Below are 17,746 nucleotides of genomic sequence, written 5' to 3'. Positions count from 1 at the left end.
CTCTTGTGATACAGGGAGTTACTGGCGCTGAATGCTGGTTTCGAGGGCGTCAGGTCGATGACATGGATCTTATTCCCCTCGAATGGGCGCATCGTTTTCCCTACGTTGCGCAAAAGATTTGGGTGAGGGGCTAAAAGAAAGATGGTTGCTCTGACATCGATGGTGGTGGAGGTGGACGATGACGTTGTGGGTCTCCAATGGGCGGTAAGTGATTTCGCGGAACTTGCTAAGCTAATTGCGGTGATTGCTCTGGGGCAGGCCCAACACGCTGTAAGGATTATCGATACCCTTGAGCCTCATGGTCCGGCCCTCTCAGACGAGGAGCTTTTCCGCGGAGCGCGAGGCCAGATGTCGGTTCGTGGGCGTACAGATGCGCAGAAGGAGGTCTCGCGCTACCATCGAGACGGCTTTCTTTTTGAGTGCATCTCTTGGATTGTTGCCCGCCAGTCGAGCAGTTCCCGGACCTTCATGAAAGATCCACACATTGCTGCCACCACGCAGGGGCTCGACGGCCTCGCGATCGAAATGCATCCAACTGAGCCTGTGATGGTTGGTGCGACGATATTTGAGGATAAATGCACTGAAAACCCGCGGCAGAAATTCAAGGGCGAGGTCCTGGTGACCTTTGGGGAGCATCACACCAGCAAACGAGCGCGCGACCTGGTTGCCAATGCGGTGAGCTTGATCAAGGAGAGTGGCCTTAACGGCACAGAAGCAACGAAGGCGGCTGCCAGGGTGGTGGACAAGAACTTTCGGACCTATCGAGCCGCCCTGACCGTTGGAGCCGAGATATCAACTACCAAGAGACGGAAGAAGCTCTTCAAAGGCTACAATGGTCTGGCCGATATCACCAAGGACCAGCGCATTGGAGCGACGCTGATCGTTGACGATCTGCGCAACTGGTTTCAGGAACTAGCTGAAGAAGTAGTCAAAGCGCTCAACGAATTTGAAGCCGCTCATGTTTGACATTCGTACATCGGAACTCCTTCGCGCCGCGCCCGATTTGCCCGAGCTGGATGCCCAGCAAATCCCTCAGATGTTGACGCGACACTATGCCGAACTCGTCTCGGCAAGGCTGAAGGGGGAAGATGATACTTCTCCCGACGAGGAAACATGGTCGCTTGATCGTATCGCTGACGCGTACGAAATTGTTGCGTCTATTGAAGAGGATCCCGAATTTCGCCGGGCAGCGGCCTTCGTCGCGGGTACAGCTCAGCAGATTATCGCGCGGCGATCGACCGTACCTGCCGAGGCGGGTTATACGACGCCGATCAGTCGCGATGGAGTGGATCCTACCGTCTCGGCTGCCGTCCTCTTCCTCGGGGCGGAACAATATGCTGACGCTTACGAGGCCGGAGCGTCCCTCACCCGGAGTCGCGCGCCTTATGAAATCCAAATCCTCGGCGACCACATTCGTGATTTGGTTCAAGGACGGCTCACCTCGATACTTGATCGGGCCAATCGATGGCGCGTCGATGCGCCGATAACGGGTACGATCCAGACCCGAGCCCTTCGTAGCCTCGCATCAGCTTTGGTCGAAGGCATTGAGAGACTTGCCGCGAGCCTAATGTCGGTCGCGGTCCCAGAAGCGACACCGGGAAGGTTCGCTACCGCTCAGGATGCTTTTCGCAAAGTCATTGAACTCTGTTCAAATGCGGAGCCGGGCGACGAGGAGATACTCGGTGGCGAGCTCCGCACCGCTTATGCGGGGCCAGCGCATCTTGCCTCCCTGCTGCTTTCGGCGGCTGATGCCATTGACCAGGCTGCGCTCACCAAACTACCTCCGCCGGATGGAGCGGACGCAAGCTTTTGGCAACGATGGCTCACGTTCAGGGCCGAGGATGCACCTTATGTTTGGCGAAACCACAGGGAAGCTATTCGGCAGGGGTTTTACCAGACTGGAAACTCCGCAGTTCTCGTTCTACCGACCGGAGCTGGCAAGACGACTATCAGCGTCCTGAAGATTGCGGCAACGCTCGCTCGTGGGAGAAAGGTTATCTTCCTTGCTCCCACGCACGCCCTCGTGGAACAACTCACCGACGATCTCCAGAAGATGTTCCCAGCTGACGAATTTGGACTCGAGGTCTCCAGCGACTACGATTCCCTACTTCTTGAAGATGCACAGCTGCAGGATATTGAGGTCATGACACCGGAGCGGTGCTTGGCGATGCTGTCTTATTCCCCGACGTCGTTCCAAAAGGTTGGATTGCTGGTTTTTGACGAATGCCATCTCTTGAGCGCGGAATCCGGAAAAATCGGTCGTGCGCTGGACGGGATGCTATGCCTGCTGGCGTTTCGCGCCGCTGTTCCAGATGCAGATATGCTTTTTCTTTCCGCGATGCTCAAGAACGGGCCAGAGTTTTCCGAATGGATTGAAAAGCTCACCGGTCGACACTGCCTCGCGGTCGATCTCCTCTGGAAACCAAGCCGCCAAGCTCGTGGAGTCGTCACATACGAGGAAAATGAAATCGCCCAGGGACTCGCAAAAGCGAAAGCCGTCCAGAGAACGAAAAACGCGCAAGAGAAGAAAGTTGCGAAGGGGCTGCGTGCGGCGGCGGAGCGTGAGATCGTCGCGCAGCCTTTCGTGGTCTGGGGGCTCCAACATAATTGGACAAAATCAACGACCGCTCATGCATTCACAAGCATTTCGGACGGCACCTTTCAATTGGCAGGTGGCTTAAAAGGAGGAAGGATCTGGGCAACCCCTAACGCCAACGACGTTGCTGCAGCCATCGCTCTGAGCGCCCACAAAAGTGGGCTCAAAACTATCGTTTTCGTTAACACAAAAGCTGATGCTGTCGGAACAGCAAAGAAGATTGCCGCTGAACTGGGCGGAGCCGTCGTTCTGAATGAAAGCGAAGTGTCCCTATGGGATGCTCTCGTGCTGGAACTCGGCGACGCGAGGCATTCCATCTTTGGCGAACCGAACTTTGGTGCCGTGCCGCATAATTCGTCGATGCTTCGGCTAGAGCGCGCTTTGTCTGAGCGGTTGTTTCGTCGGAGCGACGGTGCGCGCGTGATCGTAGCTACGCCTACTCTTGCGCAAGGGTTGAATCTTCCCGCAAATCTCGCCGTGTTGGCGGGTGACAAGCGTTCGAGCGCAACAGATCGGAAGCGGGAAGCGCTCGAGGCTCATGAACTGCTGAACGCCGCGGCACGTGCAGGAAGGGCTGGGCATTTGGCCAATGGCGTCGTCATCTTGATTCCCGAACCCATCACGACGTTCAAGCAAGGAAGGGCTCTGAACGCTGATTTGAGGGGTAAGCTGAAGTCCGTCCTGCCTGAGGATGATCGTTGTGTCACGATTACAGATCCTCTCGAAGTGGTTCTGGACCGCGTGATGCAGGGGAAGCTGGATGATCGCCAAGTAACCTACACAATCAATCGCCTCGTGTCGTTGAGCGCGGCAGACGTCGATGTCGCATCTACAGATAACTTGATGTCGAGGTCATTCGGTTCCTTTCTAGCGGAGAAAAAGAAAAGGCAGGAAGACTACCTGAAGAAAGTTGAAGAACTGTGGGACTTTGCGAAGGAGGCGGTCGAGAACGATCCTCAGGCCGTCGTTATATTGATGGCGTCACAGACCGGGCTTCCGCTGGACCTTCTGGAAAAACTCAGGATGCGTTTGACCGGCGAGTTGGGCGACTTGCCGACGACCATCGAGGGATGGATCGGATGGGTGTTTACCTGGCTTAAGGAAGATGCTGATGCGCGAGAGCATTTACTGAGAGATGTTGAGAAATCCGCGATATCAGCGGCAGGGAAGAAAGCTGGTAGCCTGCTCAGTGCGTCCGTGCTCGAAATCCTTCTGCCTGGCATTGTGGCCTGGATCACTGGCCAACCGGTAAATGAGATTGAGCGTGCTTTGGGTGGCAACCCGGACGGCACGCCCGAGAGTTCGAAGATGTGCCTGCGGGCGCGGGAATTGATAGCGACATTCATTCCCCGCGGGCTCTCGTTTGTAATTGGCGTAGTCGCTCGAATGACTGAGGAGCTTGAGGCATATAAGTCTCAGCCGCTGCTCGAATTGGAGTTGCTGCAAAGCCTTTCAGGAGCGGTCCGCCGAGGGTTTAACACAATCGGTAAACTTCAGTTTGCAAATGGACGTCGCGAAGTACTGGGTCGCGTGCAATTGCATCGACTGTATGAGGAAACTTATGGTTTTTCGGACGACGAGTTCGATGAAGAGTTATAGGGCAGCTATGCGACCCGTACCTCCTCACTTTATGGTGTTCTTCTATTTCGACTCTTGCGGTCAGAATGCGCCAATGAGGTCTACACCGATTCCAGCTTGACCGAGCGGATATCAAAAATACTGAGGCCTTCTCGATTGGCGAAACCGGTGTCGCCTAACCAGTGTTTATGGTCCACACCTGGATTGAGAATTGTCCCGATGTTGAGCCCGACAATCATTGCCATCCTGTTTTTGCGAATCGCTTCCTTTTGAACGGTAAGGAGGTCTTGCCAGCGGCTTTCAGAATTGATGGGCACAAGGCCACCGAGGGTTGGGAGCACTACAATATAGCTACCTTCATGGCCATGATCAGAGAACGGCTCACTAGGTGGGTAATAAAGCAGTCTATAAAGGGCAATTTCCTCCGATTTTGGCTCTGGCTCAGGTGAGAAATACCCTCCCTCTCTTTTGTCCTCCCGCAGAGGGTCTCCACGACGTGCCGTAATCCTGACGATTGGTCCGTCGAAGTTTTCTATGGGCTGCCGCCTCATTCGCAGCAACTCGGTTCGCCCAAAGCCCGGAAGAAGTGACATAACCCAGCGAGTCGCAATCGCTTGTCTGTGAGCGGCGATTTCGTCTTCCGTAAGTTCCCGTCCTTCGCTTGGTGGATCCCACAGCAATGCCATGGGCATTCTCGGTCGTCGATCCGTTGCCCAAAAGTTGGCGCCGACCCAATCTCTGCTCGCAATTTTTGCTCCATGTGTGTCGCGGATTTCCACGCGCGCAAACTGCGCTTTGCCGCTTGTCACGCATTTTGGCTGGCTCGGGCCCCAGAGAGCGTCCGCCTCGCCTGTCAGAGCGCCTTTTGCTTCGCCCAAGGCGTAGCCGCCATGCTGATGATCCCAGGCAACCCAATCGGGAATATCACCGGATGCAATTCGATTGACGGTAACGCCGTTCGTCAAGGTCGTAATATCTCTTCTTAAAGGAATGAAATACGACAGGGTAAGATTGGAACTGAGCACTGCGCGAGCAAAAAATCTGCCGTAGAGAGCTGAATATGCGCGTCGGATTTCAGCGCTGCTGCCGAGATCGTCCTTCCACCTTAGCCAGACTCGGTCAGTTTGACTTAGTTGGTTTCTGAACAGGTTTTGCCATGCTACTGACATGAAGCCAGTCTGGAGCGTTTCTTCCGACGCGCTTAATGCGGCACGCCACAAACTTAAGGCGTGGGGTCCATGTCGGTTCGAACGATGACCTGGGCCGTGATGAACTCGTAACCAAAGATAGCGACTGCTGGATGGCATGGACACTCCGCCGATGGGTGAGGCCGATGCCCCTAACTCAATCGTCGCGTCTTGCAAAACCCCCAGAGGGGAGGGAGACGTGGAACCAAGGCACGACAAGGAGGTTCGACGGCATAGACACAAAGGCGCCTGGTTTTTGTTGACAGGAAACAGTTAAGAGGCTGTTGAAGAGAAGAGCGCAAGTTGATGGGCAGCTTTGCTTGCAATCTGGACTTCAAAGGAGACGAGCAGCGCGACCACTGCGCCGCGTCTCGCTATTATAATAGCTGGACGCCTGCTGGACCGAACGATGCCTGGATTGCTCCATCGCTTCGGGCAAGGGAATGCCTCGATTGGCGGCCTCGGTCAAATAACCAGACCTTAGCCCATGTGCCGAAAACTCCCCACTGTCCAACCCCGCCATCTCCGCCCGCTGCTTGAGGATCGCATTGACCGACTGCGGATCAAGCGCTCGCCGCGAGACTGTGCCCCATCGTCCGATCCCTCGAAACACGCTGCCCTTATCGATCTTCGCGGCCGCGATCCAGGCCTTCAGCGCCTCGACCGGCCTGCCGGCGAGATAGACGACATCGTCTTCTTCACCATTCGTCGTTTTCGTCCGACCGAGATGGATGGCCAGCGAGGGTAGGGGAGGGCCGTCTTCAGTTTCGATTGGCGCTTCCACGGTCAGCTGTTCCAGGCGGAGGTCTGCGATCTCACTGCGTCGTCGGCCGCCGGAGGCAAAGGCGACCATCAGGATAGCTCGGTCCCTGATATCGCGCAGGCTTTCGGTGGAGCAGGTCGCGAGCAGTTTTGCCAGAACGTCTGATGTCACCGCCTTGGCACTCTTGCGCCGGCGCTGTCTCGGCACGGCACGCACGGCCAGACGAAGAGCCGACTTAAGGGCAGGGGAGGTGAAGGCGCCACCGAGGCCACGCCATTTGGTGAGGGTCGACCAGCTGGCCAGCCGCCGGCGCACCGTATCCGGCGCGTGTGGGCCGGCGGATCTTAGAAATCCCTGGACCCGGAGCTTGTGTTCCACATCATCCGGCATACCGTGATCTGCATCTGTCGCACGTTTCTCCGGATCCCAGAGATGATGCGCCACGAATTTCAGGAGCAGCGCCTCGGGCGCCGGCCAGGGCAGGGATTTTCCCGTCGCCGCCAGCCCCCAGGCTTCGAGATAGGCGAGATCGGAGGTCAGCGCTTTCAGCGTATTAGGCCCCATGCCTTGGTTGACGAGATGCCGCAGCGTTTCGACGTCTTTGTCAGTCAATAGTTCGGCGAGCTCGTCGCGCCGTTCCATAGGCAGGACGGCGGCAATCGTGTCGAGTTCTCCCGCGCGGCGTTCGACGGCAGTCAGGGATGTTTTGGCTTTGGCCACGAGCGCTCCAAGTCGCAGGTTTCGGAGGCCTCAAGGACCGTATTCGCACCGATTCTTTCTGATTTGCGGCTTCAAATCAACTACCATCGATAAGCATTACTTATCGATGGCCAGCGGTGCGCTGGTGCAATCTATCCAGTGGCGAACTCAAACGCCGAGATAGATTTCCTTTAATAAATCATTTACCATGATTTCAATGGCTTACGATCTCGCAAAAATCAGCATGAGCGCCCTGATGCGGCCGGCTTTCGACGCCGGTATCGCGCTCACCCGTCTCGACGAGCGCATCGCCCGCTCGCCGGTCGGATCAGGCTTCTTGGAGCGGCAGAATTTCGCAGACGCCTGCGCCTCCCTCTGGATCGATGGGGAACTGGTCCATCTCGAGGACCTCGTCCTCCACGACGCCACGCGCGACATCCGCACCCCAACTCACGAACTCACCATCGCCCGCGACGTTTTACGAACCCGCCGACGCATTGCCGGCCAATCACGGGATTGGGCGTTATCGGCAGAGGGTATCCGAATTTTGCGACAGACGTCGGACATCGATCCGGTCGGCGGCGAGGTGGTGGAGCCGGCCGGCGTAAATCGGCCCGCGGCCGCTTCAAAAAATCCGGAAGGGGAAGGGGACGATGTCGACGACGTCGAGAACCTTCCGGGTATCGACTACGCCGCGATCGACGCGATGCTGGCCCGATCGGAGGCTGCGATCGAGAACGCAACCCGGCCTGGCCGTGGCGGCGGGGCGGAAAAAGATCCGCTGGTCTATGACCTCGATTGGGACGAGGACGAGCGGCTCAACGAATGGCGTGGTGCAGTACGTCAGGCCGAACATCTGCCGGCGGTGCTGCAGGCCATCGTTGCCCTCGATGCCTGGAACGAATTTTTGGTCCTTCAGCACGCGCCCTGGCTCGGCCGGCTGTTGGCTGCCTCGATCCTGCGCCAGGCCGGCATCACGTCAGGTGCTCATCTCGCGGCCATCAACCTTGGCCTGAAAACCATCCCCGTCGATCGGCGCCGGCATCGTGATCGGGAGACCCGGTTGCTCGCCATTGCCCATGGACTTTTGGCGGCCGCCGAGATCGGGCTGAAAGAGCATGATCGCCTGGCACTGGCGCGAACCCTGATGGGGCGGAAGCTGGAGGGGCGTCGGACGTCTTCAAAGCTGCCGGAGCTGGTCGAACTGGTGATGGCCAAACCGTTGGTCTCGGCCGGAATGGTCGCGAAAACGCTCGACGTCACGCCGCAGGCGGCGCGCCGGATTGTTTTGGAGCTGGGCTTGCGCGAGATGACGGGGAGGGGGAGGTTTCGGGCGTGGGGAATATTGTAGTCATCTTGCAGAACGTGGCTTTCATTGGCAACCGGGTAAAGAACCTGTGATTTCCAGCGAACCAATGTGCCCCCGTGGGCGGATGTCTGCGGCTGAACGATTTGCCAATCTGCAAGGCATCCTCGAAAAGGTCCGCCAAGAGCGGGGAAGCAAGCAGGCCCTAATCTCTGGGGTTGTTTCAAAGTCACTAAAGACGCGGAAACGTTGCAAGTATATACTTCGACGGGAATCAAAATCGGTCGCGGGGCGTTACTTTCTAACAACTGATACGACGTGGTCGTTCAAGTAGCGAAAGTAGAGTGTTTTCGTCGGCGCTATTGGGGAGGCGTGGCGTGGCGCTGTACGGAGAGTGGTGCGACACCACGAAAGAAAAGAACGAGCGCAAGGAGTATTGGTGCCTCGTCGAAAAGGCAGGTGGGCGCGACGCAGTTCGTGAATCACTCGCGGAGACCGTCCGATCTCACTACGACCGCCTTGATCGGATAGCCGATGACGTCGCGCGTCTCGGGTATGCCGGCGCCGCAGAAATTCTCCGCGCAGAGCTTCCGCAAACGGATAGGGGCCGATCCGGCGATCTCGGCGAGATCCTTGCGACTGAGCTGGTCGAGGAGGAAATCGGTCTCCGCGTTCCTGTGCGCCGGCTTCGTTACAAGGACGGTCGCAATATGGCAATGCGGGGCGACGACTTCATTGGTGCTGCCTATGGCGGTGACGGTGATGATCGGGGCCTTTGGCTGCTAAAGGGCGAAGCCAAGAGCAACAGGGTGCTGGGGAGAGCAACCGTCACTGCGGCGCGGAAGGTTCTCAACCGCGATAGTGGCCGCTGCACGCCAGACTCGCTCCTATTTGTCGCAAATCGCCTGTTGGAGAGCACCGACGACGACGATGTCGCGCTGGGCCGCGCAATTCGCGACGAAGTAGGCCTCAAGGCGCTGCGGCCTGGCCGCATCAATCACATGCTGTTCACGATGTCGGGTAACGCGCCTCCTGCCGCCTTGAAAGAGGACCTCGACGCGGCAAGCACCAATCGAGATCAGTTTGTGGTGAACCTCCGCATTGAGGATCACCAGGACTTCATCAGGGAGATGTACGAAGAGGCGGAAGACCTTGGAGACGATTGACGAACTGCGGATCTTTCTGACCGCCGCGACCCAGGAAGGAATCTTGCGTCGGTTGCTTTACCGAGGCGCCGCCTGGTCGTTGATGCGGACCGACGGCGTGTTGCCGGCTGACGCGCCCGCGCTCGGCGCGACGATCGAAGTGGACTTGGCCGAGCACGGCTTTGCGCTTCTACGTGGCGCGATGGCGCTTCGCACCGGTGAAGGCGCATCGCCGCTAACCAGCAAGGCTTTCGAGCGAGCAGCCAATGCGTTCGAAGCCCTTATCCGCAACGGCGACCCCGAAGCGCCGGATCGTGGATTTCGCAGGACAATCGCGGCGGCCGCCTATCATCTCGCCGGCTATTCGGCAGTTGCGTACTCCCTGTTCAACGAGGTTCCCGGCGACCTCAACGTCGCACCCGGCGAGACCGCGGTCATGTTGCTCATCCTGCGCGACCTTGATCGGCTTCGCGCCTATGTCCGCGACTGGCTGAATGACGAAGCGCATGGCGATGCGCAGATGTCGGCCGAGCTGCGCGGCGAGGAAGCCGATCGCGATGAGGTGCTGGCAACGATTCTCAACACCACGATCTGCCGCGCCTTGGCGCACTTCGAGTTCGCACTTGCCACCGGCGATGACGAGCCGCTGCAGACGGCCCGCAACCTCTTGGCCACGGCCGTCAGCCTAGCGGATAATGCCGAGAACGTGCCGCTCTGGTGGATTTCGAACCTCTGCCGTCATTTGATCGATGATCTGTGGGCACACTCGCTGCACCAGAATCTGCCGATCGATCCGCCGGACGGGGCTGAGGAGCGCTACCCGGAGCTTCGGCAGCTCTTCATCGGCTCCTTGTTCGCCCGCAAGAATTCCGAGGTTGAGTTATGGCCGTCTCAGCGTGAAGCGGCGCGTCGGTCGACGGACATAACCGACGATCTCGTCGTGGCGCTTCCGACCAGCGCCGGAAAGACGCGCGTCGCCGAGATCGCCGCGCTGATGACGCTATCCGCAGCGCGTCGCGTCCTGATCGTCACGCCGCTGCGCGCGCTGTCGGCGCAGACCGAGCGCTCATTCCGGAAGACGTTCGCTCCTCTGGGGTTCAGCGTTTCGTCGCTCTACGGTGCAAGCGGATTGTCGGCCGGTGACGAGGATGCGCTCCGGTCGCGCGAGATCATCATCGCGACACCGGAGAAACTAGACTTCGCGCTTCGCAGCGATTCGAGCTTGATCGACGACGTCGGCCTCATTGTTCTCGACGAGGGGCACATGATCGGCCCGAGCGAGCGCGAGATTCGCTATGAGATGCTGGTTCAGCGGTTGCTACGGCGCGGCGATGCCGCCGATCGGCGGATCGTTTGCCTGTCCGCTATCCTTCCAAGTGGCGATGAGCTGGATGATCTGACCGCTTGGATACGCTCGGACCAACCCGGGGAGCCGGTGCGATCAGATTGGCGGCCGACGCGCCAGCGTTTCGGAATGCTGAAGTGGCGCGGGCGTGATGCCCGCCTGACGCTCGATCTCACGGCGAACGGACCATTTATCGATCGATTTGTGGTCCAGAAGCCGCCGTTGGGCCGGGAGAAGAAGCCGTACCCGCGCGAGGCCGGGCATCTCACCCTGTTCGCGGCGTGGGAGTTTGCGGGTCAAGGTAAGCGGACCCTGATCTTCTCCACGCAGGCCAATTGGGTCGAGGGCTATGGCAAGCGTGTGGTTGACCTGTGCCGACGCGGATATTTGGAGCCGCTTCTCGACGACGAGGGCCCGATTGCAAGGGCGCTGGAGGTCGGGAAGGAATGGCTCGGCGACGGCCATCCCGCCGTGGCCAGCCTGAAGCTCGGCGTCGCCATCCATCACGGTCGCCTGCCAAGCCCGTTTCTGAGGGAGCTGGAGATCCTACTGTCGGAGGGTGTGCTAAAGGTCATCGTCGCATCTCCGACCTTGTCGCAAGGCCTCAACCTCAATGCCGCGGTTCTGCTTGTGCCTGCGCTTTACCGCTCGGGCGCGCTGATCACTGGGGAAGAGTTCGCAAATGTCGCCGGACGAGCAGGCCGAGCGTTCGTCGACGTCGAGGGTCTGATCGTCCACGTCATGCTCGACCGAGTAGACTGGCGCAGCGGCGAGTGGCGGCAACTGGTCGCCTCGTCGAAGGCGCGGACATTGCAGAGCGGGCTGATCCAGATCGTGGCCGAGATCCTTGAGCGCCTGACGCGCGGAGGCATTCTCGCGCGGACTGATGCCTGGGAATACCTGGCGAATTCAAGGGACGGCTGGAAATCGGAGGCGGAGGAAGCTGCGGTTGCCGCCGAGCTGGCCGATCCTGGCGCTGACGAGGATGATGAAGATGAAGACGAAGAAGGTGATGGTGGCGGGGACGAAGAGGAGAACATCGAGGAAGAACCGCTGTCTCAACTCGTCGAGCGTCTTGATGCGACCGTCTTCGGTTTGATCGAAGCTCTCGACGCTGATCGAGCGGATCTGCCGCGGCTGCTGGATGAAGCGCTCCAGGGGTCGCTTTGGGCGCGCCAGATTGCCCGCGAAGGCGAAGCGACAGTGGCGCAGCACCGTAGGGTTTTCGAAGCCCGAGCCAATTTGATCTGGAGCGTCACCACGCCACACGCGCGCAGGGGCCATTTCGCTATGGGCGTCGGGCTTGAGGCCGGCCTGGCCATCGACACCATGGCTGACGAGTTGGGAGCGCTCGTCGATCGAGCCGACGCGGCGTCGCTGCCGGGTGATGTCGACGAACTTTCGGACGCGCTCGCCGGCCTCGCCGAGCGGCTGCTCGTCATGCGTCCGTTCATCCCCGACAAAAGGAATGCGCTCCCAGTAGATTGGCGAAGGATTCTCAGCCAATGGGTTTCGGGTGCGGAGGTGACCGAGATCGGTCCTGACAATATGCGCGTTGTCGAAGAGGCGTTCACCTATCGGCTTGTCTGGGCGCTCGAGGCGATCCGCACGCGTCGTCTCTCGCTCGGGTGGGCGCCAGACATTATTCCCGGCGGCGGAGCGGCAGCTTTGGAGACGGGCGTGCCGCGCTTCATGATGTCGATGCTGATCCGCGCCGGTCTACCGTCGCGCCGGGCTGCGATAGCCGCCATCGATAGCACCGAGCCGGTCTTTGTCACGCCAGCCGAGATGCGAGCTTGGCTGGAGTCCGACGAAGTCACCGCCTTCACCGATCTCGGCGATTGGCCTACGCCGGATACTGCGGCGTTATGGGCGCGATTCAGAACTGAAGCCCTGAGCGGCGGCATTCAAAAATGGAATGTCGAGCCCAACAAGCGCCTGCTCGATGTGCCAGCTGGCGCGCGGGCGCCCGGGCCGGGTCTGTATCGGATCATCACAGATGCCGGCGACGGTCAGACCTGGCTCGCAACACCGGACTATCGACGGCTGTTCGCGTTCAAGAAATCTGCTGTCGATCCGAAGCCCAGCTTGTTCTCGGGTCGGGTTCCGGGCCGGACGACGTTGGTCGACGTGCTGCGAATTGGACGAGGCAAGATGCGATGGCCACGCGCCGACGCTTAGCCAACGACTAAGCGACTGCCGCTGTCGGTCAAAGACAAGTATAACGCGTAAGCGACCTGCGGGTAATGATACCGCAGACAGGGATTGGGGGCGCTGACAGTGCATATTGAGTTCTTAGAGATCGCCAATTTCAGGAAGTTATTGTCGACGCGGGTCGACCTTTCTAACACGACTACACTTTTCGTGGGAGCAAACAACAGCGGCAAGACGTCGGCGATGCTTGCACTACGACGATTCTTGTCGCCGCGCCGCTGTCCGTTCGAGATGCATGATTTCACGTTGTGCCATTGGCCCACGATTATCGCCTTGGGCGACGCATGGATAGCTGCCCGGAACGCGGAGGAGATCGTCGACCTAGTCGTTGATCCCTGGGTTAGCGCATTGCCGACTCTGGACCTGTGGCTGCACGTCGAAGCGGGGGAGATGCACCACGTTCGTGAGCTCATCCCGACCTTGGATTGGGAAGGGGGAAGACTCGGCGTCCGGCTGCGCTACGAGCCGAAGGACCTTGCGCTATTGTACAAGGAGTTCATGGGTGCGGTGAGCGATGCGGAGACGATGCTGGCGGCAGCCATCGCGGCCGCCGCGGCGGATAATCCCGACGCTGATCCACCTGCTACTCCGCCCAAGCTGACGATCTGGCCCGAAAGTCTGATCGATTTCCTGAGCAAGCGTTTGTCGACGCACTTCACCATTCGTGCCTATTCGCTGGATCCAGGTCAGCTCGTCGCTCCTGCAAAATCTCTGGCGCGGGCGCAGGCCCTTCCGGTCGGATCTCGGCCGATCGAAGGTGACCCGCTGAGCGGCTTGATCCGTGTTCATGACATACCGGCGCAGAGGGGCTTCGGTGAGGAGCAGCAGGTCGCGGAGAATGATGATGCCCCTGTGTCGGCAAGCGGCAATCGGCTGTCCGATCAGCTCAGAAGCTATTACGCCAAACACCTCGACCCGACGAAGGGCCCTGATCCGAAAGACCTCGGCGCGTTGCAGGCGATAGAAGCCGCCCAGGACGCTTTTGACAAGCGGCTGACCGAGAGTTTCAAGGCGGCGTTCACCGAGGTCGAGGGTATGGGATATCCTGGCGTGACCGATCCACGTCCGCGCGTCTCGACGCGCTTGAAAGCTATCGACGGTCTCAACCACAATGCGGCGATCAGCTTCGAGGTAGACGTCATTGCCGAGGACGGCGTAACGACGCCCGTGTTGCGGTTACCCGAGGCAAATAACGGCCTCGGCTATCAGAACCTGATCTCGATGATATTCCGGTTGATGAGCTTTCGTGACGCCTGGATGCGTGTCGGGAAGGCGTCAACCGGCGCGACGGTGACCACGACCGAGCCGCTCCATCTCGTCCTGGTCGAGGAACCGGAAGCGCATTTGCACGCGCAGGTCCAGCAAGTCTTCATCAAGAAGGCTTATGCGGTGCTGCGCGCGCACGAGGACCTCGGCGACAGCCAAAAGCTGCGCACCCAGTTGGTTGTTAGCACCCATTCGAGCCATGTCGCGCACGAGACGTCGTTCTCGTGCCTGCGCTATTTCCGGCGACTGCCCGCGGGTATGGCCGCGAAAGTGCCGGTCTCCACTGTTATCAATCTGTCGGAGGTTTTTGGCCCGGGCAGTGAGACCGAGCGTTTCGTGACCCGATACCTTCGGGCCCAGCACGCGGATCTGTTCTTCGCCGACGCGGCCATTTTGGTGGAGGGACCGGCCGAACGCATGCTCGTCCCGAATTTCATCCGTGCGCACTACGACGAGCTCAACCAGTGCTACATCACCCTGCTTGAGATCGGAGGAAGCCACGCGCATCGTCTCAAGCCTTTGATTGATCACCTCGGCTTGCTGACCCTGATCATCACCGACCTAGATACGCTGGATAAAACGGGCGGTGCCTCCGTCCAACCCGCGAAAGGCGCCGGTCAGAAAACCAATAATGCGACGTTGAAGACATGGGTGCCAAAGCTCGACGACGTCGATGAGCTGATGCGAGCTGTTGGCGCGACGAAGACGCTGCATGAAGACGACGACCCGCTATTTGCTGTGCGTGCCGCGTATCAGATCCCAATGGGTCTGACGTCCCCGGGTATTATCGGGCCGGAGGTCGCATATCCGTATACGTTTGAGGACGCGCTCGCGTTCGACAACCTCAGCTTCTTCGCCGAACTGGATGGGACCGGCCTGGTCCGCAAGTTTCGCGACGCGATCGCTGATGGTGGCGGGGCGGCCGCGATCGGCGGGAAAATGTACCTCGCTCTCAAGAACGGCAAGAAGGCTGAGTTTGCGCTCGACGTGATGGAGGTTGAGAATTTCGACACGATCGTCGTGCCGCGCTACATCGCCGAGGGACTTGAATGGCTACTCGCGCAGCTCAAGAAAAAGCAGGTAGAGATCCTGCCTCTTGCCAAAGAGGCGCCGCCAGAGGAGGAGGTCGAGGCTAACCCGCCGGTCGAAGAGCATGCCGTCGCCGAAATCGAGGGGGCTGACGCATGAGCGCGGTCGACGACAAATTCGATTCCGAAGCCGATGAAACGATCCTCGCCTGCCTGAACATCGAGAAGCCGAGGAGCTTCTTTCTGTATGCCGGCGCCGGATCGGGCAAGACGCGGTCGCTCGTCGAGGCGATCCGGACGGTGTGTAAGGAGCAGGGCAGGCGATTGTCGCTATCCGGTCAGAAAATCGGGGTGATTACCTACACCAATGCCGCCTGCGACGAGATCAAGCAACGGCTCGAGTTCGATCCTCGCGTAGAGGTGTCGACCATTCACGCGTTCGCGTGGTCGCTCATTGCCGGCTACGACGGTGACATTCGAGGGTGGCTTTCGACACGGCTCCTAGCAGATATCGCAGACCTGGAAGAAGCACAGGCGAAGGGTCGGGCAAATAGCAAAGCCGCGTCGGACCGCGCTCGCTCGATAGAAAGCAAGCGGCGGCGTCGCGAGAACCTCGCTGAAATTACGCGATTCGTTTACAGCCCGACGGGCGACAACCGCACGAGGGACTCTCTGAGTCACGCAGAGGTTATCGCCATGACTGCCGATTTTCTCGGCGCGAAGCCTGGTTTACGCTGGCTGCTGGTGACCCGCTTCCCCATTCTCCTTATCGACGAGAGCCAGGACACGAGCCGGAGGCTCTTGGACGCGCTGCTCGATGTCGAGGCGGGATACCGGGAAGCCTTTTGCCTGGGGCTCTTCGGCGATACGATGCAGCGCATTTACGCCGACGGTAAGGAGCGTTTAGCGGAGGCGATCCCGCAGGCCTGGGCTAGACCGAGGAAGCGGATGAACCATCGTTGTCCCACACGAGTCATCACGCTCATCAATAAAATTAGACGAGATGAGGATGGCGAGGAACAGCAGCCGCGGAGCGATGCGGAGCAGGGCGTTGCTCGGCTGTTCGTCGTCTCACAGGCGATCGCCGACAAGAGCGCAGCCGAGGCCGCCGTAGCTGCACGGATGGCGGAGATCACGGGCGATCCGAGTTGGGCGGAGGGAGCCGAAGCGATCAAGACGCTGGCGCTGGAGCACCTGATGTCCGCGCGCCGCTTTGGCTTCGAACAATTCTTCGAGCCTCTGTACGCGGTCGAGCGCATCCGCACGAGCTTTCTGCAGGGGACAGGCGCGGGCATCGGACTTTTCACACGCGAAATATTGCCGCTGGTCGCGGCCCTGCGCGCGGGAGATCGATTTACCGTCGCGGCGGCCGTTCGTCGCACATCGCCACTCCTCGAGCGCAAAGCGCTTGAAGCTGCCGGCGAGAAGCAGGTCGAGATTCTCAGCAAGGTCAAGGCTGCCAGCGATGGGCTGCTGGCCTTGGTGAATGCGGATGAGAAGCCGACTGCGCGTTCGGTCTTGCGCTATGTCGCCGAAACGAACCTCTTCACCATCCCCGAGGTGTTGGCCCCGTTTTCCGTCGCCGATGCCATTGTCCCGGAAGGCGATGCTCATGCGGCCGGTGACGCCGGCGACCAGGAAGAGGAAGTCGACGTCAAAAGCGAGTTGGGTGGTTGGCGGCTGGCGCTTGAGGCGCCCTTCGACCAAATCGAGCGATATGATCGCTACGTTCGTGGTGTATCGCAGTTCGACACGCATCAGGGGGTGAAGGGGCTGGAATTTCCTAGGGTAATGGTAGTCGTTAGCGATGATGAAGCGCGTGGCTTCATGTTCGCCTATGACAAGCTTTTCGCAACGAAGGCGAAGAGCAAGGCGGATATTGAGAATGAAGCGGCCGGAAAGGAGACGACCATCGATCGGACTCGGCGACTGTTTTATGTGACCTGCAGCCGCGCCGAGCAAAGCCTTGCCGTTGTGTATTACGCTTCGGATCCAACGCTGGCACGCGACGCAATGATACGGCAGGAATGGTTCGAACCTGACGAGATAGAACTGATCGCCTAAAGGCGGCGGCAACCGTTCTAGCCGATCCTATCGGAGGCCCTGAAGCATGCTGACGAGCTCTCCATCCAGCGGAATGGCCACGTGCTGACGCATTGCCAGCGTCAGTTCCGCAAGCCCGCGTGTGCCGGATCGGCCTAGCTTCTTGAGAGCCTCGATCGTCTCGGGGGCTGCGTTCGGACTTCGCAGGCGAAATCGTTGGGATTGGACGGCGTTTTCCCACTGGGCCATGGCCCACTGATACGCCATTTCCATGATCTTGCCGGAGGCGTCGGCCGCCCGCATACCGATCAATCTGATCACGATCATGAACAGGTCGTCTACCGAGAGCGGGCATTGGTTCACGGCCGCCGAATACACTACGCCCATGGCATTGCTCTCGTTGTCGTTATTGGGGCGCGTGATCCTTTCAGCGCGGAATTGCCCAACGTCCTCCGGCGCAAGTGCTGGCGGCGTGAAGGAGGTCTGTAGCTCAAGAAATTCCGGAACTATCTCGTACCGCCCGGCAAAGATTTGGTACCCGATAAACATCAGCGCTGACGACGTCAGGAAGCGTTG

Annotated in this window: 10 protein-coding genes; 7 read left to right on the top strand and 3 right to left on the bottom strand. The window is 59.4% G+C overall.

The genetic code is table 11. The features are described from left to right. Nucleotides 1-141: 141 nt before the first annotated feature. A complete protein-coding gene (locus Q2T52_RS25135; protein WP_302079676.1) occupies nt 142-966 on the top strand; it encodes a hypothetical protein in 825 nt (274 codons plus the stop codon). Next, nucleotides 959-4,195 carry a DEAD/DEAH box helicase gene (locus tag Q2T52_RS25130; protein WP_302079675.1) on the top strand — a complete coding sequence of 1,079 codons (3,237 nt, stop codon included), beginning with the start codon at nt 959-961 and terminating at the stop codon, nt 4,193-4,195. The genes Q2T52_RS25135 and Q2T52_RS25130 overlap by 8 nt, the downstream gene beginning before the upstream one ends. 80 nt (nt 4,196-4,275) lie before the next feature. On the opposite strand, the gene Q2T52_RS25125 is transcribed toward Q2T52_RS25130, so the two are convergent. Further along, complete coding sequence (locus Q2T52_RS25125; RefSeq protein ID WP_302079674.1) at nt 4,276-5,481, bottom strand: hypothetical protein; 1,206 nt, start codon at nt 5,479-5,481, stop codon at nt 4,276-4,278. Between the two features lie 214 nt (nt 5,482-5,695). Beyond that, nucleotides 5,696-6,844 (bottom strand): site-specific integrase, encoded by a 1,149-nt coding sequence (locus tag Q2T52_RS25120; RefSeq protein WP_302079673.1) that lies wholly within the window; start codon nt 6,842-6,844, stop codon nt 5,696-5,698. A gap of 187 nt (nt 6,845-7,031) precedes the next feature. Here Q2T52_RS25120 and Q2T52_RS25115 point away from each other — a divergent pair, with 187 nt between their 5' ends. From Q2T52_RS25115 to Q2T52_RS25095, 5 genes are all read left to right on the top strand, one after another. Continuing rightward, nucleotides 7,032-8,174, top strand: coding sequence for an RHE_PE00001 family protein (locus Q2T52_RS25115; RefSeq protein ID WP_302079672.1), 1,143 nt, complete (start codon nt 7,032-7,034; stop codon nt 8,172-8,174). A gap of 332 nt (nt 8,175-8,506) precedes the next feature. After that, nucleotides 8,507-9,295, top strand: coding sequence for a HamA C-terminal domain-containing protein (locus Q2T52_RS25110; protein ID WP_302079671.1), 789 nt, complete (start codon nt 8,507-8,509; stop codon nt 9,293-9,295). Then, entirely contained in the window at nt 9,282-12,800 is a 3,519-nt protein-coding gene (locus tag Q2T52_RS25105) for a DEAD/DEAH box helicase (RefSeq protein ID WP_081177305.1), read from the top strand. Before Q2T52_RS25110 ends, Q2T52_RS25105 begins: the two co-directional genes overlap by 14 nt. 99 nt (nt 12,801-12,899) lie before the next feature. After that, nucleotides 12,900-15,287, top strand: coding sequence for an AAA family ATPase (locus Q2T52_RS25100; protein WP_081177387.1), 2,388 nt, complete (start codon nt 12,900-12,902; stop codon nt 15,285-15,287). Next, nucleotides 15,284-17,191, top strand: coding sequence for a UvrD-helicase domain-containing protein (locus tag Q2T52_RS25095; protein WP_302079670.1), 1,908 nt, complete (start codon nt 15,284-15,286; stop codon nt 17,189-17,191). Before Q2T52_RS25100 ends, Q2T52_RS25095 begins: the two co-directional genes overlap by 4 nt. A 27-nt stretch (nt 17,192-17,218) precedes the next feature. Here the strand turns inward: Q2T52_RS25095 and Q2T52_RS25090 are convergent. Further along, the coding region (locus tag Q2T52_RS25090) for a hypothetical protein (RefSeq protein WP_302079669.1) at nt 17,219-17,746 on the bottom strand (528 nt) is incomplete at its 5' end.

It is taken from the genome of Rhizobium oryzicola (assembly GCF_030504645.1).
Classification (GTDB): domain Bacteria; phylum Pseudomonadota; class Alphaproteobacteria; order Rhizobiales; family Rhizobiaceae; genus Neorhizobium; species Neorhizobium oryzicola.
Note: the sequence above shows the minus strand (reverse complement) of the source record. Positions and strands in the feature narration are given on the sequence as shown.

Coding starts and splice junctions, on each gene's coding strand:
- Q2T52_RS25095 (WP_302079670.1), top strand. CDS start 15,284: ATGAGCGCGGTCGACGACAAATTCGATTCCGAAGCCGATGAAACGATC.
- Q2T52_RS25125 (WP_302079674.1), bottom strand. CDS start 5,481: ATGCCATCCAGCAGTCGCTATCTTTGGTTACGAGTTCATCACGGCCCA.
- Q2T52_RS25115 (WP_302079672.1), top strand. CDS start 7,032: ATGATTTCAATGGCTTACGATCTCGCAAAAATCAGCATGAGCGCCCTG.
- Q2T52_RS25130 (WP_302079675.1), top strand. CDS start 959: ATGTTTGACATTCGTACATCGGAACTCCTTCGCGCCGCGCCCGATTTG.
- Q2T52_RS25135 (WP_302079676.1), top strand. CDS start 142: ATGGTTGCTCTGACATCGATGGTGGTGGAGGTGGACGATGACGTTGTG.